Origin of the sequence: Pseudoduganella aquatica, from assembly GCF_020865585.1 — a bacterium.
Lineage (GTDB): Bacteria > Pseudomonadota > Gammaproteobacteria > Burkholderiales > Burkholderiaceae_D > Rugamonas > Rugamonas aquatica_A.
Map to the genome: position 1 here is coordinate 4173065 of NZ_CP086370.1, position 17578 is coordinate 4190642.

12 protein-coding genes and 2 pseudogenes are annotated in these 17578 nt (G+C 59.1%); 12 read left to right on the forward strand and 2 right to left on the reverse strand.

The features are described from left to right. The first annotated feature begins 249 nt into the window (after positions 1-249). The 5 genes and pseudogenes from KT882_RS18505 to KT882_RS18525 all read left to right on the forward strand — a co-directional run. Positions 250-1273, forward strand: a pseudogene (locus KT882_RS18505) (IS5 family transposase). Positions 1274-1801: 528 nt separating this feature from the next. Continuing rightward, on the forward strand, positions 1802-4234 hold the full coding sequence (locus KT882_RS18510; protein WP_228892974.1) for a hypothetical protein: 2433 nt from the start codon (positions 1802-1804) through the stop codon (positions 4232-4234). After that, positions 4231-5262, forward strand: a complete 1032-nt coding sequence (locus KT882_RS18515; protein ID WP_228892975.1) for a ComEC/Rec2 family competence protein — start codon at positions 4231-4233, stop codon at positions 5260-5262. Before KT882_RS18510 ends, KT882_RS18515 begins: the two co-directional genes overlap by 4 nt. A 147-nt stretch (positions 5263-5409) precedes the next feature. Next, entirely contained in the window at positions 5410-6285 is an 876-nt protein-coding gene (locus KT882_RS18520) for a hypothetical protein (protein ID WP_228892976.1), read from the forward strand. Between the two features lie 12 nt (positions 6286-6297). Then, a pseudogene (locus KT882_RS18525) lies at positions 6298-6834 on the forward strand (Shedu immune nuclease family protein); the annotation flags it as partial. Positions 6835-6884: 50 nt separating this feature from the next. Here the strand turns inward: KT882_RS18525 and KT882_RS18530 are convergent. Continuing rightward, entirely contained in the window at positions 6885-8666 is a 1782-nt protein-coding gene (locus KT882_RS18530) for a UvrD-helicase domain-containing protein (RefSeq protein ID WP_228892978.1), read from the reverse strand. Continuing rightward, positions 8656-10794, reverse strand: coding sequence for an ATP-dependent nuclease (locus KT882_RS18535; RefSeq protein ID WP_228892979.1), 2139 nt, complete (start codon positions 10792-10794; stop codon positions 8656-8658). The genes KT882_RS18530 and KT882_RS18535 overlap by 11 nt, the downstream gene beginning before the upstream one ends. A gap of 144 nt (positions 10795-10938) precedes the next feature. Between KT882_RS18535 and KT882_RS18540 the strand changes: the two genes are divergently transcribed. The 7 genes from KT882_RS18540 (at position 10939) to KT882_RS18570 (ending at position 17575) form a co-directional block, all read left to right on the forward strand. After that, positions 10939-11946 carry a hypothetical protein gene (locus tag KT882_RS18540; protein WP_228892980.1) on the forward strand — a complete coding sequence of 336 codons (1008 nt, stop codon included), beginning with the start codon at positions 10939-10941 and terminating at the stop codon, positions 11944-11946. Between the two features lie 114 nt (positions 11947-12060). Further along, positions 12061-12432 (forward strand): transcriptional regulator, encoded by a 372-nt coding sequence (locus KT882_RS18545; RefSeq protein WP_228892981.1) that lies wholly within the window; start codon positions 12061-12063, stop codon positions 12430-12432. 133 nt (positions 12433-12565) lie between these two features. Continuing rightward, positions 12566-13525 (forward strand): P-type conjugative transfer ATPase TrbB, encoded by a 960-nt coding sequence (gene trbB / locus KT882_RS18550; RefSeq protein ID WP_228892982.1) that lies wholly within the window; start codon positions 12566-12568, stop codon positions 13523-13525. A gap of 12 nt (positions 13526-13537) precedes the next feature. Next, the gene (gene trbC / locus KT882_RS18555) at positions 13538-13966 is read left to right on the forward strand and encodes a conjugal transfer system pilin TrbC (protein ID WP_228892983.1); all 429 of its coding nucleotides are present in this window, start codon (positions 13538-13540) and stop codon (positions 13964-13966) included. Positions 13967-13968: 2 nt separating this feature from the next. Then, positions 13969-14280, forward strand: a complete 312-nt coding sequence (locus KT882_RS18560) for a conjugal transfer protein TrbD (protein WP_228892984.1) — start codon at positions 13969-13971, stop codon at positions 14278-14280. Continuing rightward, the gene (locus tag KT882_RS18565; protein WP_228892985.1) at positions 14277-16814 is read left to right on the forward strand and encodes a VirB4 family type IV secretion/conjugal transfer ATPase; all 2538 of its coding nucleotides are present in this window, start codon (positions 14277-14279) and stop codon (positions 16812-16814) included. Before KT882_RS18560 ends, KT882_RS18565 begins: the two co-directional genes overlap by 4 nt. Then, positions 16811-17575, forward strand: coding sequence for a conjugal transfer protein TrbF (locus tag KT882_RS18570; protein WP_228892986.1), 765 nt, complete (start codon positions 16811-16813; stop codon positions 17573-17575). The genes KT882_RS18565 and KT882_RS18570 overlap by 4 nt, the downstream gene beginning before the upstream one ends. The last annotated feature ends 3 nt before the right edge of the window (positions 17576-17578 follow it).

A 17578-nucleotide genomic window follows, 5' to 3' on the forward strand; every position in this document is an offset into this window, starting at 1 on the left:
CGTTTGACCGCGCATACGACATCGAGCGACCATCATACCTTTTTAGGTGGCTTAGAGGAAATATTTATCAGGGAAGCAAGTAACATTATCGCCTTCCAACTGCCGCCTCGGGAAATTCGTCGACGAATGTACTGGGTAAAGTGGAGATGCAAGAAGTCACGAATCCATGACCAGTGTGACTACAGGGGATCTCGAAAAACCGCCCCGAGAATGGCATGATGTCGTTGAGCCAACACTGACCTTCTTCCGATGATCAAAACCAGCCTGTTTGCAGACCAGGAGCGCGAAGCGAAGCTGAACAAGCTTAGCGACGCGCTGCGGTTGCTGGAGCAGTATGTGGACTTCGCAGCGCTGGCTGTCGAAGTCGATCTTGCTGCGCCGCGTCCCAGCCGTGAACGCGGTGGTCGCCCGCCGTTCCCGACCGAATTGATGGTGCGGGTGCTGCTGATCCAGCAGTTGCTCAACCTCTCCGATGAACAGATGGAGTTCCAGCTGCTGGACCGGCTGAGCTTCCAGCGCTTTGCCGGACTGCGTGCCAGCAGCAAGATCCCGGACCGGACCACGATCTGGACCTTTAAGGAACGCCTGATCCAGGCCGGCGCCAGCGAAAGTATCTTCGACGCGGTCAACCGCCAACTGGCCAAGCACGGTTACATTGCGCGCGGCGGCCAGATGATCGACGCGAGCTTCGTGCAGGTGCCAAAGCAATCGCTGAGCAAGGAAGAAAAGGCTATCGTAAAAGATGTCGCGATGCCCATCGACTGGAGGCCGGCCAAGCGGCGCCAGAAGGACACCGACGCGCGCTGGACCAAGAAACACAACAAGTCCTTCTTCGGTTACAAGCTCTCTGCCAGTGCCGACAAGCGCTACAAATTGATCCGCAAAATCAAGGTGCACCGCGAGCGAGCACGACACGTTGCATCTTGAGGACGTGCTCGATCCATGCAATACCAGCCGCGACATCTACGCTGACAAAGGCTACGTCAACGGCAAACGCGAGGCGCGGCTGAAGGCCGAAGGCTGGCGCATGCATATCCAGAGCAAAGGCAGCAAAGAGAAGCCGCTGTCGGAGGCGCAAGAGCGGCGCAACCGCCGCATCGCCAAGCCGCGCACCCGCCTCGAGCAAGTCTTTGCCGGCTTGGCCCAACTGGGCGGCAAGGTGTTGCGTTCGATAGGCTCGGCGCGTGCCACGCTGCACCTGAACTGGAAGGTCGCAGCCTATAATTTGCGCCGCCTTTCCTACCTCAAGGAGGCCAAGATCGAGGCGTTTTGACGCCCATAGTCCGCCCGGAATGCCGAAACTGGGCCCCGTCAGATCGGTCGATGTCCTGCTCGAAAACGCTTACCTCCGTGCCGTCCACCGTCTTAAGCGTACCCGGGGACCTCTTGAGCCAAGCCATGTATTTGAGGGTCATGCTATGCAAGCTTCACACGCGTGCAGCCCGTGCGAATGCCAAAAAGATTCGTCAGCCGCTTAGCTGACCAGGTGCTGAATCACAAAACTCACTCTTTGTAACAGCACCGCTATACCGGCAATGGCTACGCCACGGCGCACACCGCCTTCCGTGCCAGTCGACGAAAGAGTTTAATAATTGCACAACTATAATTCCAAAAATAAATCTTGAGACCGGTGATAACATAACAACTGTGATAATAAAACGGGTGATAAATGCTTATTGGCGATAAGGAGTGGTTGGGCGATTATTCAGCAGAGGCCCCAAGGGTCCGGGCAGGCCTAGGGATATTATTGCCACTCGGAGATTGGACGTGGTGGCATCACCCAGGTGCAGCATCCACCCTCATGCTTGCCGCTGTCGCGCCGTCCGGCATTGTCGAATGGGGCGGTGATCCTGCCGTATTAGATGCATCGCAATGGCTTGATGTGAATACCGCGCTGGCGATTGCTGAAGCTTTCAGGGTAATGGTCGCGCGCCGCCAGGGTGACCTCCATCTCAAAGTCCAGCGCGCTGTATATGCTTGGGGCAGCGCCCTCTCAATCCATGAGATTTGCGATGATCTAGGCCGCGCTTTTGGTCGTGAGCGAATCTTCGTCGAATGGCCTACTGATCGCCGCCCCCGCCGTGCGCCAGCATCTTCTATCCAAGGCGTCAGCGTGACTTCCACGCAGCACCTGCAGCAGACCGTAACGCCACTCGTCAACTCACTGAACGGAGGAAGATGGGGGCCACCAGAACAGTCCGCCACGATCACCGTGGCCACCCTGAATGATCTCTTGACACACCAGTTCCGTAGCGAATTGTTGATCATCGTGGATACCTCGCGCGAGGCGCTGTTGCCGCACCTCGACATGATACGCACGGCCACCGGCTCCCAATGCGCAATCTTTTTGCCAGCGGGGCAGCCCAATATCGACCGCTGGCTGCAGGTCTTCGGCACCCGGATAGCGGGGCAGAAAGCGCTTGATTTGGCCTTAAAAGAGGCTAACGAAGAAGTCTCGATGGACGCAGTTTTTCTAGCGTCAACCCAGATATTCATGGTGCAGTCTGCGCGTACTTTCTTTCCTCGTCCGCCCCGGGCAAGGGAACGCAATGAGCAGCAGAAAGCTCCTGCAGCGGTGCATTCATCTGAGGTGGGAAGGCCCGCAATGCGACGCCGGATGGTGCCGCCCCCCAATCTGGAAATTGCGGGGATGCGCATGGAGGCGCCGCCGCCTATCGTCCGAGTCATGGATGCGCGGATTGAACACAATGGAGAAGTCGTGAGTACGTTCCCGCTGCTCGGCAGCGTTGAAATTCAAATCCGAATTCAGCCCATGTCACCACTGAAATTCGGCGCCCCCGCTTTCCCAGAACAAAGCCTCACGTGGCATGATGATCAGAAAGCTTTGCAGGTGCATCTAACCGAGGTGGGTGCTGCACCGCGCTCGGCACCCTTGGTGCTGCCTCGCAGCGGCCCCTCGACGCCGGTGGTTTTTACTTATAAAGTAGCGTTTGACCATGCAATCGACATACGTTTTCTGGTGTGCGACGGCGCCTGCGTTTTGCAGACCGCCCGGCTGCAGGGTGCTCCCGGTCAGTCTATTCAGTTTTTTGTTGAGGCTTTTAATTCGCCACTTGAGCACCATAAGCAGGGATTCGATGTTTCCCTACTCGTCAATAACAGTCTCGGGAACACGCCAAGCGCAACGGTTCTGACCAGCAAAGGCATTCGCCTCGCAGAGCTGGATGTACGTGACATTGGTGCAACACGCGAGCAACTGCGCTCAACCCTCAGAGACTGTGTCGAGCCCACCAGCATTTTCAGCTCCTCCCTCTTCAATCTAGCCAATTACGGCAAGATCCTAATGGATGAATTGCGAGACTTGGCCCCGGAATGGCCTAGTACAATCACCAGAGTACAGTTGACCACACCATCCAACGTATATTTTCCGGTCGAGTATCTCTACGACGGCAACCTTCCGGCTAACGAGGATGCTGGTTTGTGCGATCAGCGCTCGGGTTGCCTGACTTCAGGTGTTGCCATCGAAAATTGCCCGATTAGGGTTGCGCGCCAGCAGCTATGCCCAATGGGGTTCCTCGGCGTCACCTCTGTGATTGAACGGCAGACTTGGGACAAGACCATGGACAGGACCTTATGGCTGCGGCAAGCTGGCGACCTCGAGGGGCGCAATCACTTCACCGATCTACGCCGCGCGTTGTTTGCCGCCTCTGACCGGGCTGATGAATTCGATGACAGTGAAGTTCAACCGCCATTTACCCCGACTCGCACTGCAGATATAGAGGTACTGTTCAATGGACATCGTAAATACAAATGGCAGGATTGGGCTCACACAATTGCTTCCGTCAAACCAAAGTTGCTGGTTCTAGTACCGCACTTCGAGAACGATCACCTCTATATTGGCAACGACGACAAGCTCGCGCTGGGATCGCTGCAGCGGCCATATATTGGTGACGCTGGTCCAATCGTGGTTGCGATTGGCTGCAACACCGCCATCGGTCTCACAGCAAATTCTAGCTTGCCTGCCAGATTATTGCGCGAGGGAGCCAAGGTGGTGATTGCCGCGCTCACCAGTGTCTTGGGCCGCTATGCGAATATCGCAGCCGCCGATCTCACAGCCCAATTGATGGCCGCAGCGGTCTCCACCACACCGATCACGATCGGGGAATTGATCACCCGCCTGCGTCGTGAATTCCTAGCGAAAGATAATGCCTTAGGCATGGTATTGATTGCGTTCGGCGATGCGGACGCATGCCTCGGGGAATCACCTGCATGAGCGACTTGTTGCAGGTGAAGCTGATTCAGGTCGAACACGGCGACGCCATCCTCGTGAGTTACGGCCACAGCCCGGTTCGACATATCCTAGTCGATGGCGGGCCAGCGCATGCGCTGCCGAGTCTGCTGGAAGTGCTGGCAGCGGCGCGTGTAGACGAAGTACTGACGCTAGAGGCACTCGTAGTCACTCATTACGACTTCGATCATATTGGCGGAATTATCGCGCTGCTGAAACAGCGACCAGGCTGGCTGCGGATCAACGACATCTGGTTCAACGGGCACAAACACCTCTTGCCCCGCGATGTACTAGGGCCACACCACGGTGATGCCTTATCCGACCTCATTGAGCGCAGCCACCTGCCATGGAATTCGGCGTTCGTTGGGAAGGCAGTTACCGTCCTGAACGGCGGTGGTATTTGCTTGCCCGACGGAATGGTGGCGTGGGTCCTATCTCCCACGGCAAAGGAGTTATCTGCGCTGGCGAAGCAATGGCCAATGGTGGTAGCTGGCGACGCCGACTCAGCGCCACGGGACAGACTCGGTCGCAACGACAGCTGGCCACCTCCATCGTTTTTCAGTCTGGTTGATAAACGATCTCCACCAGATACGTCTGTGTCAAACGCAAGCAGCATTGCTTTGCTGTTGCAGTTCAAACACAAGCAGGTCCTACTAAGCGGTGATGCCCACTCCGAAGTGATCAGAACTTCGCTGGCAGCACGCTGGCCCGGACAAAAATTAGTTGTCGATCTATTGAAAGTCTCTCACCACGGCAGCCAGTCAAACACATCAACGGCAATGCTCGGCCACGTCTCATGCCGTCGTTTTGCTATCAGCACGAATGGGAGAATACACGCGCATCCGGATCAAGCGTTGATTGCAAGGCTTATCGGCTCAACAAGTAACGCAGAGCTGATTTTCAACTACCGCACACCTTCAACGGCCAAGTGGAAGCAACGCCCCTTAGCATGGCCCAAATACATTACGTTATACCCGGGCGACGATGATCCGTTTGTAAATATCGTCGTCTGATGCTGCTGCAAACCCGCCAGGTCACACGACCAAGAGCTGAGAGACGCGTCAGCCACTTTCTAAACACCCATGGGCGAAGCGTCTGAACGCCCTCCTCTAGGAAGATAACAAGCCAATATGAGCTCCCTACGCCCATCCGAATTTAAGATGAAGTCCCGCCTGGTTCCGGCCGGAGTCCCGGAACCGGAAATAGAGATCGAGGAGTCCAACGACGGCGGAGTTGACGTTTTCTTCTTCCACTCGGCGCCTGCAGGCTCAACTCTAACCATGCCGGTTCTAATTCCCCTACGGGAACGCATCCTCAATGTACAGCCGGACCATCTAACGATTTGGCCCATCAACGTCCGGCCTGACAAGGATGACTACCTCCTACCGAAATACGGAACCCTCGAACGAATCAGGCTCACTAAGCCGGCCCGGACTTCCTACGAACTCCCGGAAAGCAGGGATGACGTAATTGCCCTGCTTGAGGGCCTGCCCGACGGTTTTTCCAAGCAATTCGAATTCGGGCTCGGACTCTTGTGGGAAAACCGCTTCATATGCGAAGCCATCGCAGATATCCCCGGTATAGATTCGCTCGTGCTGCACGGGGGGGCCGCCGTCCGTACGGCAAGGATAGACTCTTCGCTTTATATCCTTGGGCTAGGCCGCTTCCACGAACTTCGAAGGGAACTCGCGCGCAGCGCGTCACGGCATCAGAGGGCCGCCCGCAGCGAGAAGCAGCTGCTTGCGTACCAGCACTTGCTCCATGCGGCAGACCGTGACGCGTTCCCACGAAAAACTAAGAGGCTGCAGGCTGACGCCATTGCAGATATGACCAACGTTGGCGGCGAACGGACCAAGCTCTCGAAGCGGTACCGCCGCAGCGTCGTGAAGCTGGTGAACGAGAACGTCGAGGAACTCGCGAAAGCGGAGCCGCAGGCGCTGCTCAGCCTCAAGGCCGACATCGAGCGCGTGACCCTGAAAGAGCTGATCGGGGAGTTCGAAGCAAAGCTGTCCAAAAACCTCACCGAAAAGCATTAGCAGGCATTTTTTCAAGCGAACCCGTTCATACTGAGCCTGGCGTTTTCCGTGCCTGCCCTCCTCATCGAATCCACCCCATACGTCGGCGGCATGCGATTTGGTGGGCAGGGCGCGAAGATAGCTGACTTCCTGCTGGCGACAGCATCGACAGGCAATCTCGCGATCATCGAAATAAAGAGGCCGGACACCGAACTGCTGACGAAGACTGCCTATCGGGAAGGGGTCCACGCGCCTTCCAGCGAACTGAGCGCGACTATCGTGCAGATCCTCGACCAGCGCTTCAAGCTTCACAAGAACTTGGTGAACCTGAAGGAGGAAAGCGGGCTGCACGACATCCATGCCTACTCCATGCGCTGTATCGTGATCGCCGGAACGGTCCCTCAGTCCGCGAGAGAAAAAAAATCCCTGGAACTTGTCAGGAACTCGCTTGCCGACGTGATGGTCGTTACGTTCGACGAGCTGCTCGGGCGGCTCGTCGAGATACACAGGGCGCTTTCGCCGCAGGCTTTGCCTCCGGCAACGCACGCCGAAGACCCGATTCCGTTCTAAGGCATCCGTACGGCCACCCGATGCGCCAGCAGCGTGCGGAACGTTCGGCGCTAAGGCGCGAACGCCTGCACGTTGCCGTCTCCGAAAAGCTTCGAAAGCATCGCGAGCGCAGGTTCGCTAAGCTGCTGCGTGAACAGCACCGCAAGCCTTTTTTCCGGACGCGAGCAAGCAACGTAGAAAAGGTTCCGGTTCCTCTCGAAAGCGGCGCGGTCGGCAGTGCCTTCGGCAGGAATGCCAGCCGGATTGCCAAGCCACTCCAGCAGCCTGTTGAAGTCGTACTGGTTCCAGCCGCGTCCGGCGACGACCAAGACGTTCTCGAACTGCGCCCCCTTCACGCCGTGCTTCGTCGAGAAAGGAGTGTGCTCGTCCAGGAAGGCTGCCAGCGACCGCACTTCGGCGTAAGGGAACGTCCTCAGTTCCCGAAGCCGCGTTATCGAAGACCGCTCCGCCTCCCCTTCCGGCAAGCCCTCGCGCGCCTGGGTTTCCAATTCGGCGTCCCTTCTCGCCACGGCTTCCGGCAGCCTCGGCCGGCCCGAAGCCTTCAAGTGGTCGATGACTTCGCCGACCGTCCCGCTCGCGCGCAGCGCCGAGAGCCTTGCCATGTCGCGCGCCCATTCCGCCTTGTCCGAATGCGCCTGTATGCTGGGAGTGCCCGTTCCAAGGGCGGCGAACATTTCCCCGTACCGTTTCTTCTCGTACGACGCGCATACGGGCTCGACGGTCTCGAGCAGGAACTTGAGATGCCGGTCCTCCTTGTTCAGGTAGGCGGCGTTGTTGGAGCTGAACAGCGCCGCGATGCGCGCGTACCCCTGCTCTGTGGCCAGGACGCCGTGCGTCAGCATGAGGATCTTCGTCCTGTTCGCGGAGAAGTCCCATTCCTCGCCTCGCAGCTTCGCCACGAGCGCCTCGAGGTGCGCGTGAGCGGCATCCTCCGGAAGGTCTCCCGTCCAGTGACCGCCGGGACCGGAACGCCGGCCGCCGGTCCAGCCGTTGGAATGGAAAGCGGAAACGGTCCCAGTGCTGCTCGGATCGCGGAAAGCCTGAGGCAGCTCGGGCCTCATGCGGTTGAGGACCTCGACGATGGGGCGGACGGAGCGGAAATTAGCCTTCTGCTCGATGATCTCGAGCGCGCCGTGAGCCACGCGCCCGCAGCTTGAAGACCCGTAAATCCTCTGCCAGTGGTCGCCGAAAAGGCCGAGCACCGGCCCCTCGCCGGTTCCGAGGAAGTGCTTCATAAGCGCGCCGACGAAGTCCTTGTCCGTGTCCTGGTACTCGTCGATGAACAGGACCGGATACCGCGCGGCCAGCAAGCGCCGGAATTTCGGCTTCTCCAGCAGTTTCACGACGAGCGCGAGCACGTCCGAATGCCCGAGCGATATATTGCGGTCGTTACGTTTCGCGGACGGGTAGCCGAGGTCGTACTCCACCTCCCGTCCGGCGATGCCACCTCCCTCGTCAAGCCGCTCCTGCCACCTCGGCAACGACGGGAGCTCCTCCCGCAGGTGGGGCTGGAAGTCCTTGAGAAGAGACCAGCAGAAGGCATGGATTGTGGACGAGTAGATTGCCGGGTGGCCGTCCGTGCGCGAGGCTATCTCGTCGCTGGCGACGTTAGTGAAGGTTATGCACGCCACCATTTCATTGCGCTTTGCCAGGTCCCTGCCTCGCTTCGATATCAGGTGGCGCAGCGCCATGACCAGGGAATGCGTCTTCCCGGCCCCGGCCCCTGCTTCCAGCAGGAAGCTGCGCCCGCCGTCGAGGCACGCGTAAATGGCGCGGAGGGACTCCTCCGCCGCCTCCACTGCCGGATTCGGACCGCGCACGTTACTCGCCATGGCCATCATCCTTAGGAATGGATATCTCGATTGTCACCGCTTCGGCCGCTTCGACCGGAGAGGCAACGCGCCTGCCCCCACGCCGTTTTGGGGCTTTCTTGGCCGGGGAGGCCGATGCTGCGGCAGCCGCCGGGGCGACCGCCGGCCTGCCAACGGCGCCAAGCCAGGTGAGGCCGTCGGCGACGTACTTCGGCACCGCCCATGCGGTATCCACGATGGCGTGCTTCAGCGCGAACTCCGATTTCTTCGCCTTCGCGGCCAAGTCCCATGCCGATTGCTCGGCCTTCGTGGCGTCCAGTCCGAACTTGCCGGAATTGGCGAGCATGAACGCCGCCTCGAAGCTGCGTCCGCAAGCGCCGCCGTCCGTTTCCGGGACCTGGTAGGCAAGCCGCCGCGCGCCCTTGGTCTTTTCCTTCGCATCCTTGGCGACGAGTTCGGCGGGCGAACAGCCCTTGCTGTCAAACCACGCGCGGATGGTGGCATTGCTGGTCCAAGCTCCAGCCGAAACCATGCAGGCCTCCCCGCTCTTTACGGCATCGACCGAATCCAGATCCGTAATCACCAAAGCGGGCAGCTCAAGGAAATCCAGCAGCTTGAAGAACAGGTGCGCGTAGGCGCCTCCGACCTCGAGCACGGCAAGGTACTGGCTTCCGAGCCGGTCCCCGAGCGACAGACCCGCGTCAATTTTCTCGATCATCTTCGGCAACAGCAGGCGTTCGGAGGTGCCTTCGATCAGGATGACCTTGTCCGCGAAAAGGAGGTCGCAGCGCGTCAGCGTCATGTACTGGTGAAGGAACTCGTTGTCGCCGTCGCTCCTGTCGCCGAAATTCCGCTTCAGGTCCCGGATATGGGTCCGCAGGGTTCCGCCGTCCCCTTCGTCCGGCGCGGACAGGAAATACCTGATCGCGTCGAAGCTCGCCTTGTTCGCCATATGGGCGGAGTGCGTGGTGACTACGAACTGGACGGGCCACGCGGTGCCGCCGCCGTGGTCCCTGGCGAACAGCGCGGCCATCTCCTGCAGCTTGCCGATGAAAACTTCCTGCATCTGCGGGTGCAAGTGCGCCTCAGGCTCTTCGATAAAGATGACGTGCACGCAAGGCGCGACTTCTTTCGCCCTGAACGACTTGAACGCCTCGTAGAGCTTCAGGAGCATGTAGATAAGGTTCCTCGCGCCGAGGCCGTTATAGGCTTCGGGCAGGTGCACCCCGTCGGCTCCGGAGTAACGGATCTTCGTATGGTTCTTCAGCAGGCGCCCGACGTCGAGCGTCGTCTCGGTCCTGAGCTTGGGATCTGGAAGCCGGTATCCGAAGAGGTCCAAAGCTGGCAGCAGTCCCGTAAGCTGTCCGTTGAAACTATCGTCGATGTCCTTCTCCACGACCCTGACTGCCGTCTTCAGCGCGGCCACCCTCGCCCTTTCGGTCTCGTCCGCGAGCTCAGCCCCTGCGGTATCGAACAGAACGCCGAGGATCTTGCCCAGCGAGTCGTTGTCCTTGTCCGTGATGTCGTCGAGGCCGCGTTGCGCCGTGACCAGGTCCCCTTGGATCAGCGCACGCAGCCTCGACCAGTCGAGCACCTTCTGGTTCGTGAGATCGTTCGGGTCCGTTGCCTTGAGGGCACATTTGTAGTACTTCGGGACGGCCTCCTTCATCGCCCTCAGGAACGCTGCCGCGAACTCCTCCTCGCCGGCGTTGTCTCCGGGCCCGTCGAAATCGAAGAACGACTTGAGCTTGCCCGGCTCGAGTTCGTACCGGATATCGGCACGCGCCTCAGTGCAAGCGGTATCGAGATCCACGACGAATTCGCTGAGGACTCCCAGAGAGGCCGCACTGGCTTCGTAGTCGAGGACGAGCGTGACTTCAATGACCGGCAAAGCAGCCCTCACATCGACATCATCCTTGCCGGCGCGCGCAAGTTCGTAGGCTGCGCGGAATCCGACACGGGCGGCATGGGAGAAGTCCTCAAGCCTGAAGCTGGGCGTCCCGTCGGACAAGAGCCGCCTGAAAAGCTCAGCGAGCGACGTCTTGCCGCTGTTGTTACGCCCGACTACCAGCGTGGTTCTGTTGTCCAGGAACAGTTCCGCGTCCCTGAGCAGCCGGAAATTCTTGACGCCTACTTTCTTGATCTGCATACGTTCCCCATTGTTATCGAGTACCGTCGGCCGAAGCCTCGCCCGAGAGCGTATGGCAAAGGCGCGCGCCGTCGCGGCAAGTTTCCAGTAAGATACATTATCGGCAACGGAAATCAAGGCGGCCGGGCCCGCAAACTGATCAAGATGCAAAAAATATACGAATTTCCGGACGGGCTTCTTTTCTCGTCATACGTTACGGAATACCATCCGCTGGAAAAGGACCTGCTCTATCACGAGCTGTCCAAGAACCACTTCGACGAATTCCACCGGAAGAAGTCGACTCTTTACCTGATCGTGAAGACCCGGCGCATTCGCTTTCTTCCAGGGTCATTTCGGATCGGAGCCGGATTCCGCATAACGGGAATAGTCACGGTGGGGGACCGCACGGAGCTCGTGACCTTCAATGTCGCGAAGTTCCTGTTCCCACGCCACGGCGCAAGAAGCGGCTGTGCATCTTGGGAGGACTGGGCCGAGAAAGTCATGGCCGGGTGGGGCTTTCCCTGCACCGGCCAAGATACGGCAGCCGAAGCTTATCGCAAAAACAGCAGCATCGACCTCGAGCGGTCCACGGAAGAGCTGCTCTGGATCGACTGCAAGCTTTGGCAAGGCATGGCCGGCGGCAACCTCGCGCTCCGGACGATTGTCTCGCCGGTGCAGCTCGCTCATTCGTTCGACTGGGACCTCCTCGCCCCCCTCGAGGTAATTTACGTCGGCAAGAGCAAGAACGGCGTGCTGATGCGCGCGCGAAATCACAACAAATGGGGCAAGATCACTACCGATCTCGGCCCCGATGAAGTGGCCATAGTGTATTTCATGCGAATAGCGACGCGCACGGTTCGCAAGAGGCGGATTGGACCGTATTACTCGTTCGAGGAACTCCAGGACTCCGATATTGACCCCGATTCGGCGGTAAAAATTACCGAAGCGGCCCTGATACAGCACTTCTTCGAAGAACAGAAGCTGAACGTGCAGATCGTGCGGCAGGATTTTCGCGAGGTGGACTCCGTAAAAAACAAGCTCGTCAAGAGAAAGTACGCCGCCGTTTGCGTGGAACTGCTCTTGGAAGGAGTTTTCGGAAAAATGGGGACTTGCAAGGCCGGCTATCATGGCGAACACCGGTTCTCGAGAATTCTGCGAGAAGAAGCTTCGTGATGTCTACTGTACGCAGCAAGACGTCAACGACTGTGGCACAGGAGGGGCGCGCATATGGTAATCTCAATGAGATGCCCGCAAGAATTTAGCCGCTAAAGGATCGGAACCCTTCACGTGTACAGCCTGATTTTTCTAACCAACGTACTTCGACTGCTCGACGAGCGTGGAATTACTAAATATGAGCTGGCTGACCGGTCCGGTATATCTATATCGTTTCTTTCGGATCTGACGAACGGCAAGGCCAACCCTTCTTTAAAGATCATGGAATCCATCGCGCAAGCGCTGGGCGAGCCGTTGCCGGCGCTGCTCGAAAAAACTGACTTGGACCAAGACTCACTGGCGATCATCTCACCGCACGCCACCGCTCCTTCCCTCCCCGAAGGCTACGTGAGAGTGTCGGCAATTCTTACAGAATTTCAGGCCTTTACTGTCGAGCAATGGGACAGCGCCAACCGAGCCCAGATTGCCACTTCACAAAAGCGATAGCCCCTCTTTCCCCGCCGTCATGGTTACCTCTTTGGAACCAGCATAACGTTTGTTTAAAATCAAATCGCTCAGATTTTTACGGTATAGCCTTTGATTGTGTGGCAATGCATCGCACAACAGGGGCATATCGATCATGGCAGAGGTTGAAGATTTCTCGACGCTGAAGGATCGGGCTAAGAAGAAGCTCGAACGCGACATGGGGCCGCAGCTCCTGGCTGCCCTGCACGATCCGAGAACCGTTGAAATCATGCTCAACGCCGATGGCCGCCTGTGGCAGGAGCGGTTGGCCGAGCCCATGAAGTGCATCGGCACGCTTCGCGCCGCCCAGGCGGAGGCCATCATCAAGACGGTCGCTGGCTACCACGGCAAAGAAGTCACACGCGGCAAGCCAACCTTGGAAGGCGAACTGCCGCTGGATGGCTCCCGATTCGCGGGGCAGCTTCCTCCAATCGTTTCTTCCCCAACTTTCGCGATCCGCAAGAAGGCCGTCGCGATCTTCACGTTGGACCGCTATGTGAAGACCGGCATCATGTCGGCCGAACACTGCACCGCTATCCGGCAAGCCGTAGCAAATCACCGCAACATCCTTGTCGTGGGCGGCACCGGCTCCGGCAAGACCACGCTGGTCAATGCGATCATCAATGAGATGGTGGCGCATGATTCTTCGGAGCGAATCTTCATCATCGAGGACACGGGCGAGATCCAGTGCATCGCCGAGAACTACGTGCAGTACCACACGACGTCCGACATCTCGATGACAGCCCTACTCCGCACCACCCTGCGCATGCGGCCCGACAGGATCTTTGTCGGCGAAGTGCGCGGACCAGAAGCGCTGGATCTACTCGACGCATGGAACACGGGCCACGAGGGCGGCGCCGCCACTCTGCACGCGAACAACCCAGCCGCCGGGCTAATCCGCCTTAAGTCGCTCATCACCCGCAACGAATCCGCACCAACCGACATCGAGTCGCTGATTGGCGAAGTGGTTCACCTTGTCGTCCATATAGCCCGGACTCCTGAAGGCCGGGCCGTACAGGAAGTCCTCGCCGTTTCGGGATACCGGGACGGCCAGTACGTAACCGATAACCTTTGAGGAATACCGATCATGAACCATGCATCCTTTCGTCCGATTCCAGCACGTCAACAAGGCACCCTGGCATTCGCCATACTGCTATTCGCCATTGCGCTGGCTCTGCTCGCGCCCATGAGCGCATCGGCCAGCGTCGGCACTGGCGGCTCCTTGCCCTATGAATCCTGGCTGGAGAATTTGCGGAACTCTGTCACAGGTCCGGTGGCATTTTCGTTGTCGATCACGGGAATCGTCATCGCAGGCGGTGTCCTGATCTTCGGCGGCGATCTGAATGGGTTCTTCCGCACGCTGATTTTCCTGGTCCTCGTGATGGCTCTGATAGTCGGTGCACAGAACGTCATGAGCACCTTCTTCGCACGTGGCGCCGTCGTCGCCATGCTGGACGATCATGCGCCGAGCAGCACAGCCTCGGAAATGATCGCGGCGGGCTATCGGAATGCATAGCCATGGCCCTGCGCAAAATCCCGATTCGGCGGGCTGGCAACCGCACCAACCTGTTCATGGGCGGCGACCGTGAGCTGGTGATGTTTGCCGGCCTGCTGGCCTTCGCGCTGATTTTCAGCGCGCAGGAGCTGCGGGCAACGGTCTTCGGCCTCGCTCTGTGGTTCACCACCCTGTACGCGTGCCGCCTGATGGCCAAGCACGATCCGAAGATGCGGCAGGTGTACCTGCGGCACCGCCGGTACCAACGGTTCTATCCGCCGCGCAGCACGCCGTTCCGCGCCAACTCCAGCAGCCAGGGGAGGCAATACAAATGATCGAAGGAATCGCAATCGGCATGTCTGCCCTCGGCAGCGCGATGCTGGCAATCTTGTATGGCCGCATACAGGCTGTCAACGCGGACGCCCAGCTCAAGAAGCATCGCGCCACGGGCCCTGCACTGACGGACCTACTCGTGTACGCGGCCATGGTCGCGGACGGCGTCATCGTAGGCAAGAACGGCTCTCTGATGGCCGCGTGGGCGTACAAGGGCGAAGACAATGCGAGCAGCACCGACCAGTACCGGGAGATGACGTCGCTGCGCATCAACCAGGCGCTGTCGAACCTTGGCAGTGGCTGGATGATCCACGTGGATGCCGTGCGCCGGCCGGCTCCGGGATACGCGGACGCTGGGTTGTCCAACTTCCCCGACCCGGTATCGGCCGCCATTGACGAAGAGCGCCGCCGTCTCTTCGAGCGTCTTGGAACGATGTACGAGGGCTACTTCGTGCTGACGGTCACATACTTCGCGCCGCTCCTGGCGCAAAGCCGTTTTGTCGAATTGATGTTCGACGACGAGGCCCGCGCGCCAGATCACAGGGCCCGCACACACGCGCTCATCGACTACTTCCAGCGCGAGTGCGCGAACATCCAGTCTCGCCTGTCGTCAGCCTTGAAGCTCGAAAGACTTGTTGGCAATAAGGTGGCGAATGAAGACGGATCGAATGTGACCCATGATGACTTCCTGAGGTGGCTGCAGTTCTGCATTACAGGACTGAACCACCCCATGCAGTTGCCCACCAACCCGATGTACCTTGACGCCATCCTCGGCGGCCAAGAACTGCAGCCCGGTGTCGTCCCGAAGATCGGCCGCAAATTCATCCAGGTCGTTGCCATCGAAGGATTCCCTCTGGAGTCAACGCCGGGCATGCTCACGGCGCTGGGGGAGTTGTCCTGCGAGTACCGCTGGTCGTCCCGCTTCATCTTCCTGGACACGCACGAGGCGGTCGCGCACCTGGACAAATTCAGGAAGAAATGGCGGCAGAAGATCCGGGGCTTCTTCGATCAGGTTTTCAACACGCATACCGGCCCCATTGATCAGGATGCCGTAGCCATGGTGGCCGACGCCGAATCTGCTATTGCGGAAGTCAACAGCGGCCAGGTCGTGGAAGGCTACTACACCAGCGTCGTCGTGCTGATGGATGAAGACAGGGAGCGGATCGCCATCGCCGCACGCCAAATCGAGAAGACGATAAACCGTCTGGGCTTTGCGGCGCGCGTGGAAACCATCAACACCATGGACGCCTACGTCGGCAGCCTGCCCGGGCATGGCGTCGAGAACGTCCGTCGGCCGCTGCTGAATTCATTAAACCTGGCCGACCTACTTCCTACGAGCTCGATCTGGACAGGCCTGGATCGCGCGCCCTGCCCTCTGTACCCGCCCAGCGCTCCAGCCCTCATGCAGTGCGTGACGCAGGGCGCCACGCCATTCAGGTTCAACCTCCACGTGCGTGACCTTGGCCATGCGCTGATGTTTGGTCCCACCCGCAGTGGCAAGTCCACGCACCTGGGCCTTATCGCGACGCAGCTGCGCCGCTACCCGGGCATGATGGTCTATGCTTTCGACAAGGGTATGTCGATCTACCCGCTGACAAAGGCCATCGGCGCGCGGCACTTCACTATCGCAGGGGACGACGATCAGCTGTCGTTTTGTCCACTTCAATTTCTGGCATCGAAAGCAGATCGGGCCTGGGCGATGGAATGGATAGACACCCTGCTCGCGCTGAACAGCGTGGAAACGACGCCAGGCCAGCGCAACGAGATCGGCGATGCAATCATGAACATGCACGCCAGCGGTGCGCGGACCCTGTCGGAATTCTCGCTGACGATTCAGGACGAGACCATTCGCGAAGCCATCCGGCAGTACACGGTGGATGGCAGCATGGGCAGCCTGCTTGACGCGGCGGGCGATGGCTTGTCACTGAGCGACTTCACCGTTTTCGAGATCGAGGAGCTGATGGGCCGGGGCGAGAAGTGCGCGCTACCTGTCCTGCTCTACCTTTTCCGGCGGATCGAGCGCAGCCTGAAAGGTCAACCAGCAGCGATCATTCTGGACGAGGCCTGGCTGATGCTCGGGCATCCAGCCTTCAGGGCGAAGATACGCGAATGGCTGAAGACGCTCGCCAAGGCAAACTGCCTGGTACTACTGGCAACCCAGAACATATCGGACGCGGCGAACTCCGGCATTCTGGATGTGATCGTCGAATCGACGGCCACCAAGATCTTCCTGCCGAATATCTACGCGCGCGATGAGGACACGGCGGCGTTGTACCGTCGCATGGGGCTGAACAATCGCCAGATCGACATCCTTGCCTCGGCAATCCCAAAGCAGCAGTACTACTTCGTATCAGAACAAGGGCGCCGCCTGTACGAGTTGGCCCTCGGCCCGCTGGCGCTCGCGTTTATCGGCGCCACCGACAAGGAATCCGTGGCAACGATCAAGGCGCTGGAGGCCAAGCACGGAGAATGGTGGGTTCACGAGTGGCTGGCGAGCCGGGGACTGGATCTTCATGACTATGGGGTGAACCTATGAACCTGTTTTCAAATTTCAAGCTAGGTAAAGATAAAGGCGATAGGCCCCAAGAAAGCGCCGATTCTTTTGTCGACGGCGGCCGCAGGAAGGGCGAGAACGAAAACCCCTTCCTGTCCGCACGGCGGACGTGGAATGACCATGTCGGCGGCGTCATCGCGTCGCGCCGGAACTGGCAACTGCTGGCCGTCCTGTCGTTGTTGATCGCTCTCGCCAGCGTAGGCGGCGTTATCCATATCGGCAGCCAGTCAAAATTCGTTCCCTATGTGGTCGAAGTGGACAAGCTGGGGCAGCCCGCTGCCGTGGCACCGGCGCAGCAGGCGCCGGCTCTGAACGAGCGCGTCGTGCACGCGGCCGTTGCCTCCTTTGTTAGCGACATGCGACTGGTCACGCCAGACATTTCGCTGCAACGCAAGGCGGTCTTCCGCATCTACTCCATGCTCTCGGCAAAAGACCCTGCCACGGCCAAGACCAACGAGTGGCTGAACGGCACCGAAGACAGCAGCCCATTCAAGCGCGCGGCCAATGAAACCGTCAACACCGAAATCGCCTCAGTGATTCCGCAGACCGCTGATACCTGGCAGGTCGATTGGATCGAGACAGTGCGCGACCGCCAGGGTGCGCTGAAAGGTAAACCCTTCCGCATGCGGGCACTGCTCACCGTGTACACGGTGCCGACCACGCCTCAGACCACCGAGGAACAGCTACGCAACAACCCGCTCAGCATCTACGTCCGCGATTACTCGTGGTCGAAGCAGTTGTAAGGA

Excerpts from the sequence above, each read along its gene's own strand:
- KT882_RS18570 (WP_228892986.1), top strand. The coding sequence starts at position 16,811 with ATGAACCTGTTTTCAAATTTCAAGCTAGGTAAAGATAAAGGCGATAGG.
- KT882_RS18515 (WP_228892975.1), top strand. The coding sequence starts at position 4,231 with ATGAGCGACTTGTTGCAGGTGAAGCTGATTCAGGTCGAACACGGCGAC.
- KT882_RS18530 (WP_228892978.1), bottom strand. The coding sequence starts at position 8,666 with ATGGCGAGTAACGTGCGCGGTCCGAATCCGGCAGTGGAGGCGGCGGAG.
- trbC (WP_228892983.1), top strand. The coding sequence starts at position 13,538 with ATGAACCATGCATCCTTTCGTCCGATTCCAGCACGTCAACAAGGCACC.
- KT882_RS18560 (WP_228892984.1), top strand. The coding sequence starts at position 13,969 with ATGGCCCTGCGCAAAATCCCGATTCGGCGGGCTGGCAACCGCACCAAC.
- KT882_RS18510 (WP_228892974.1), top strand. The coding sequence starts at position 1,802 with ATGCTTGCCGCTGTCGCGCCGTCCGGCATTGTCGAATGGGGCGGTGAT.
- KT882_RS18520 (WP_228892976.1), top strand. The coding sequence starts at position 5,410 with ATGAAGTCCCGCCTGGTTCCGGCCGGAGTCCCGGAACCGGAAATAGAG.
- KT882_RS18565 (WP_228892985.1), top strand. The coding sequence starts at position 14,277 with ATGATCGAAGGAATCGCAATCGGCATGTCTGCCCTCGGCAGCGCGATG.
- KT882_RS18540 (WP_228892980.1), top strand. The coding sequence starts at position 10,939 with ATGCAAAAAATATACGAATTTCCGGACGGGCTTCTTTTCTCGTCATAC.
- KT882_RS18535 (WP_228892979.1), bottom strand. The coding sequence starts at position 10,794 with ATGCAGATCAAGAAAGTAGGCGTCAAGAATTTCCGGCTGCTCAGGGAC.
- trbB (WP_228892982.1), top strand. The coding sequence starts at position 12,566 with ATGGCAGAGGTTGAAGATTTCTCGACGCTGAAGGATCGGGCTAAGAAG.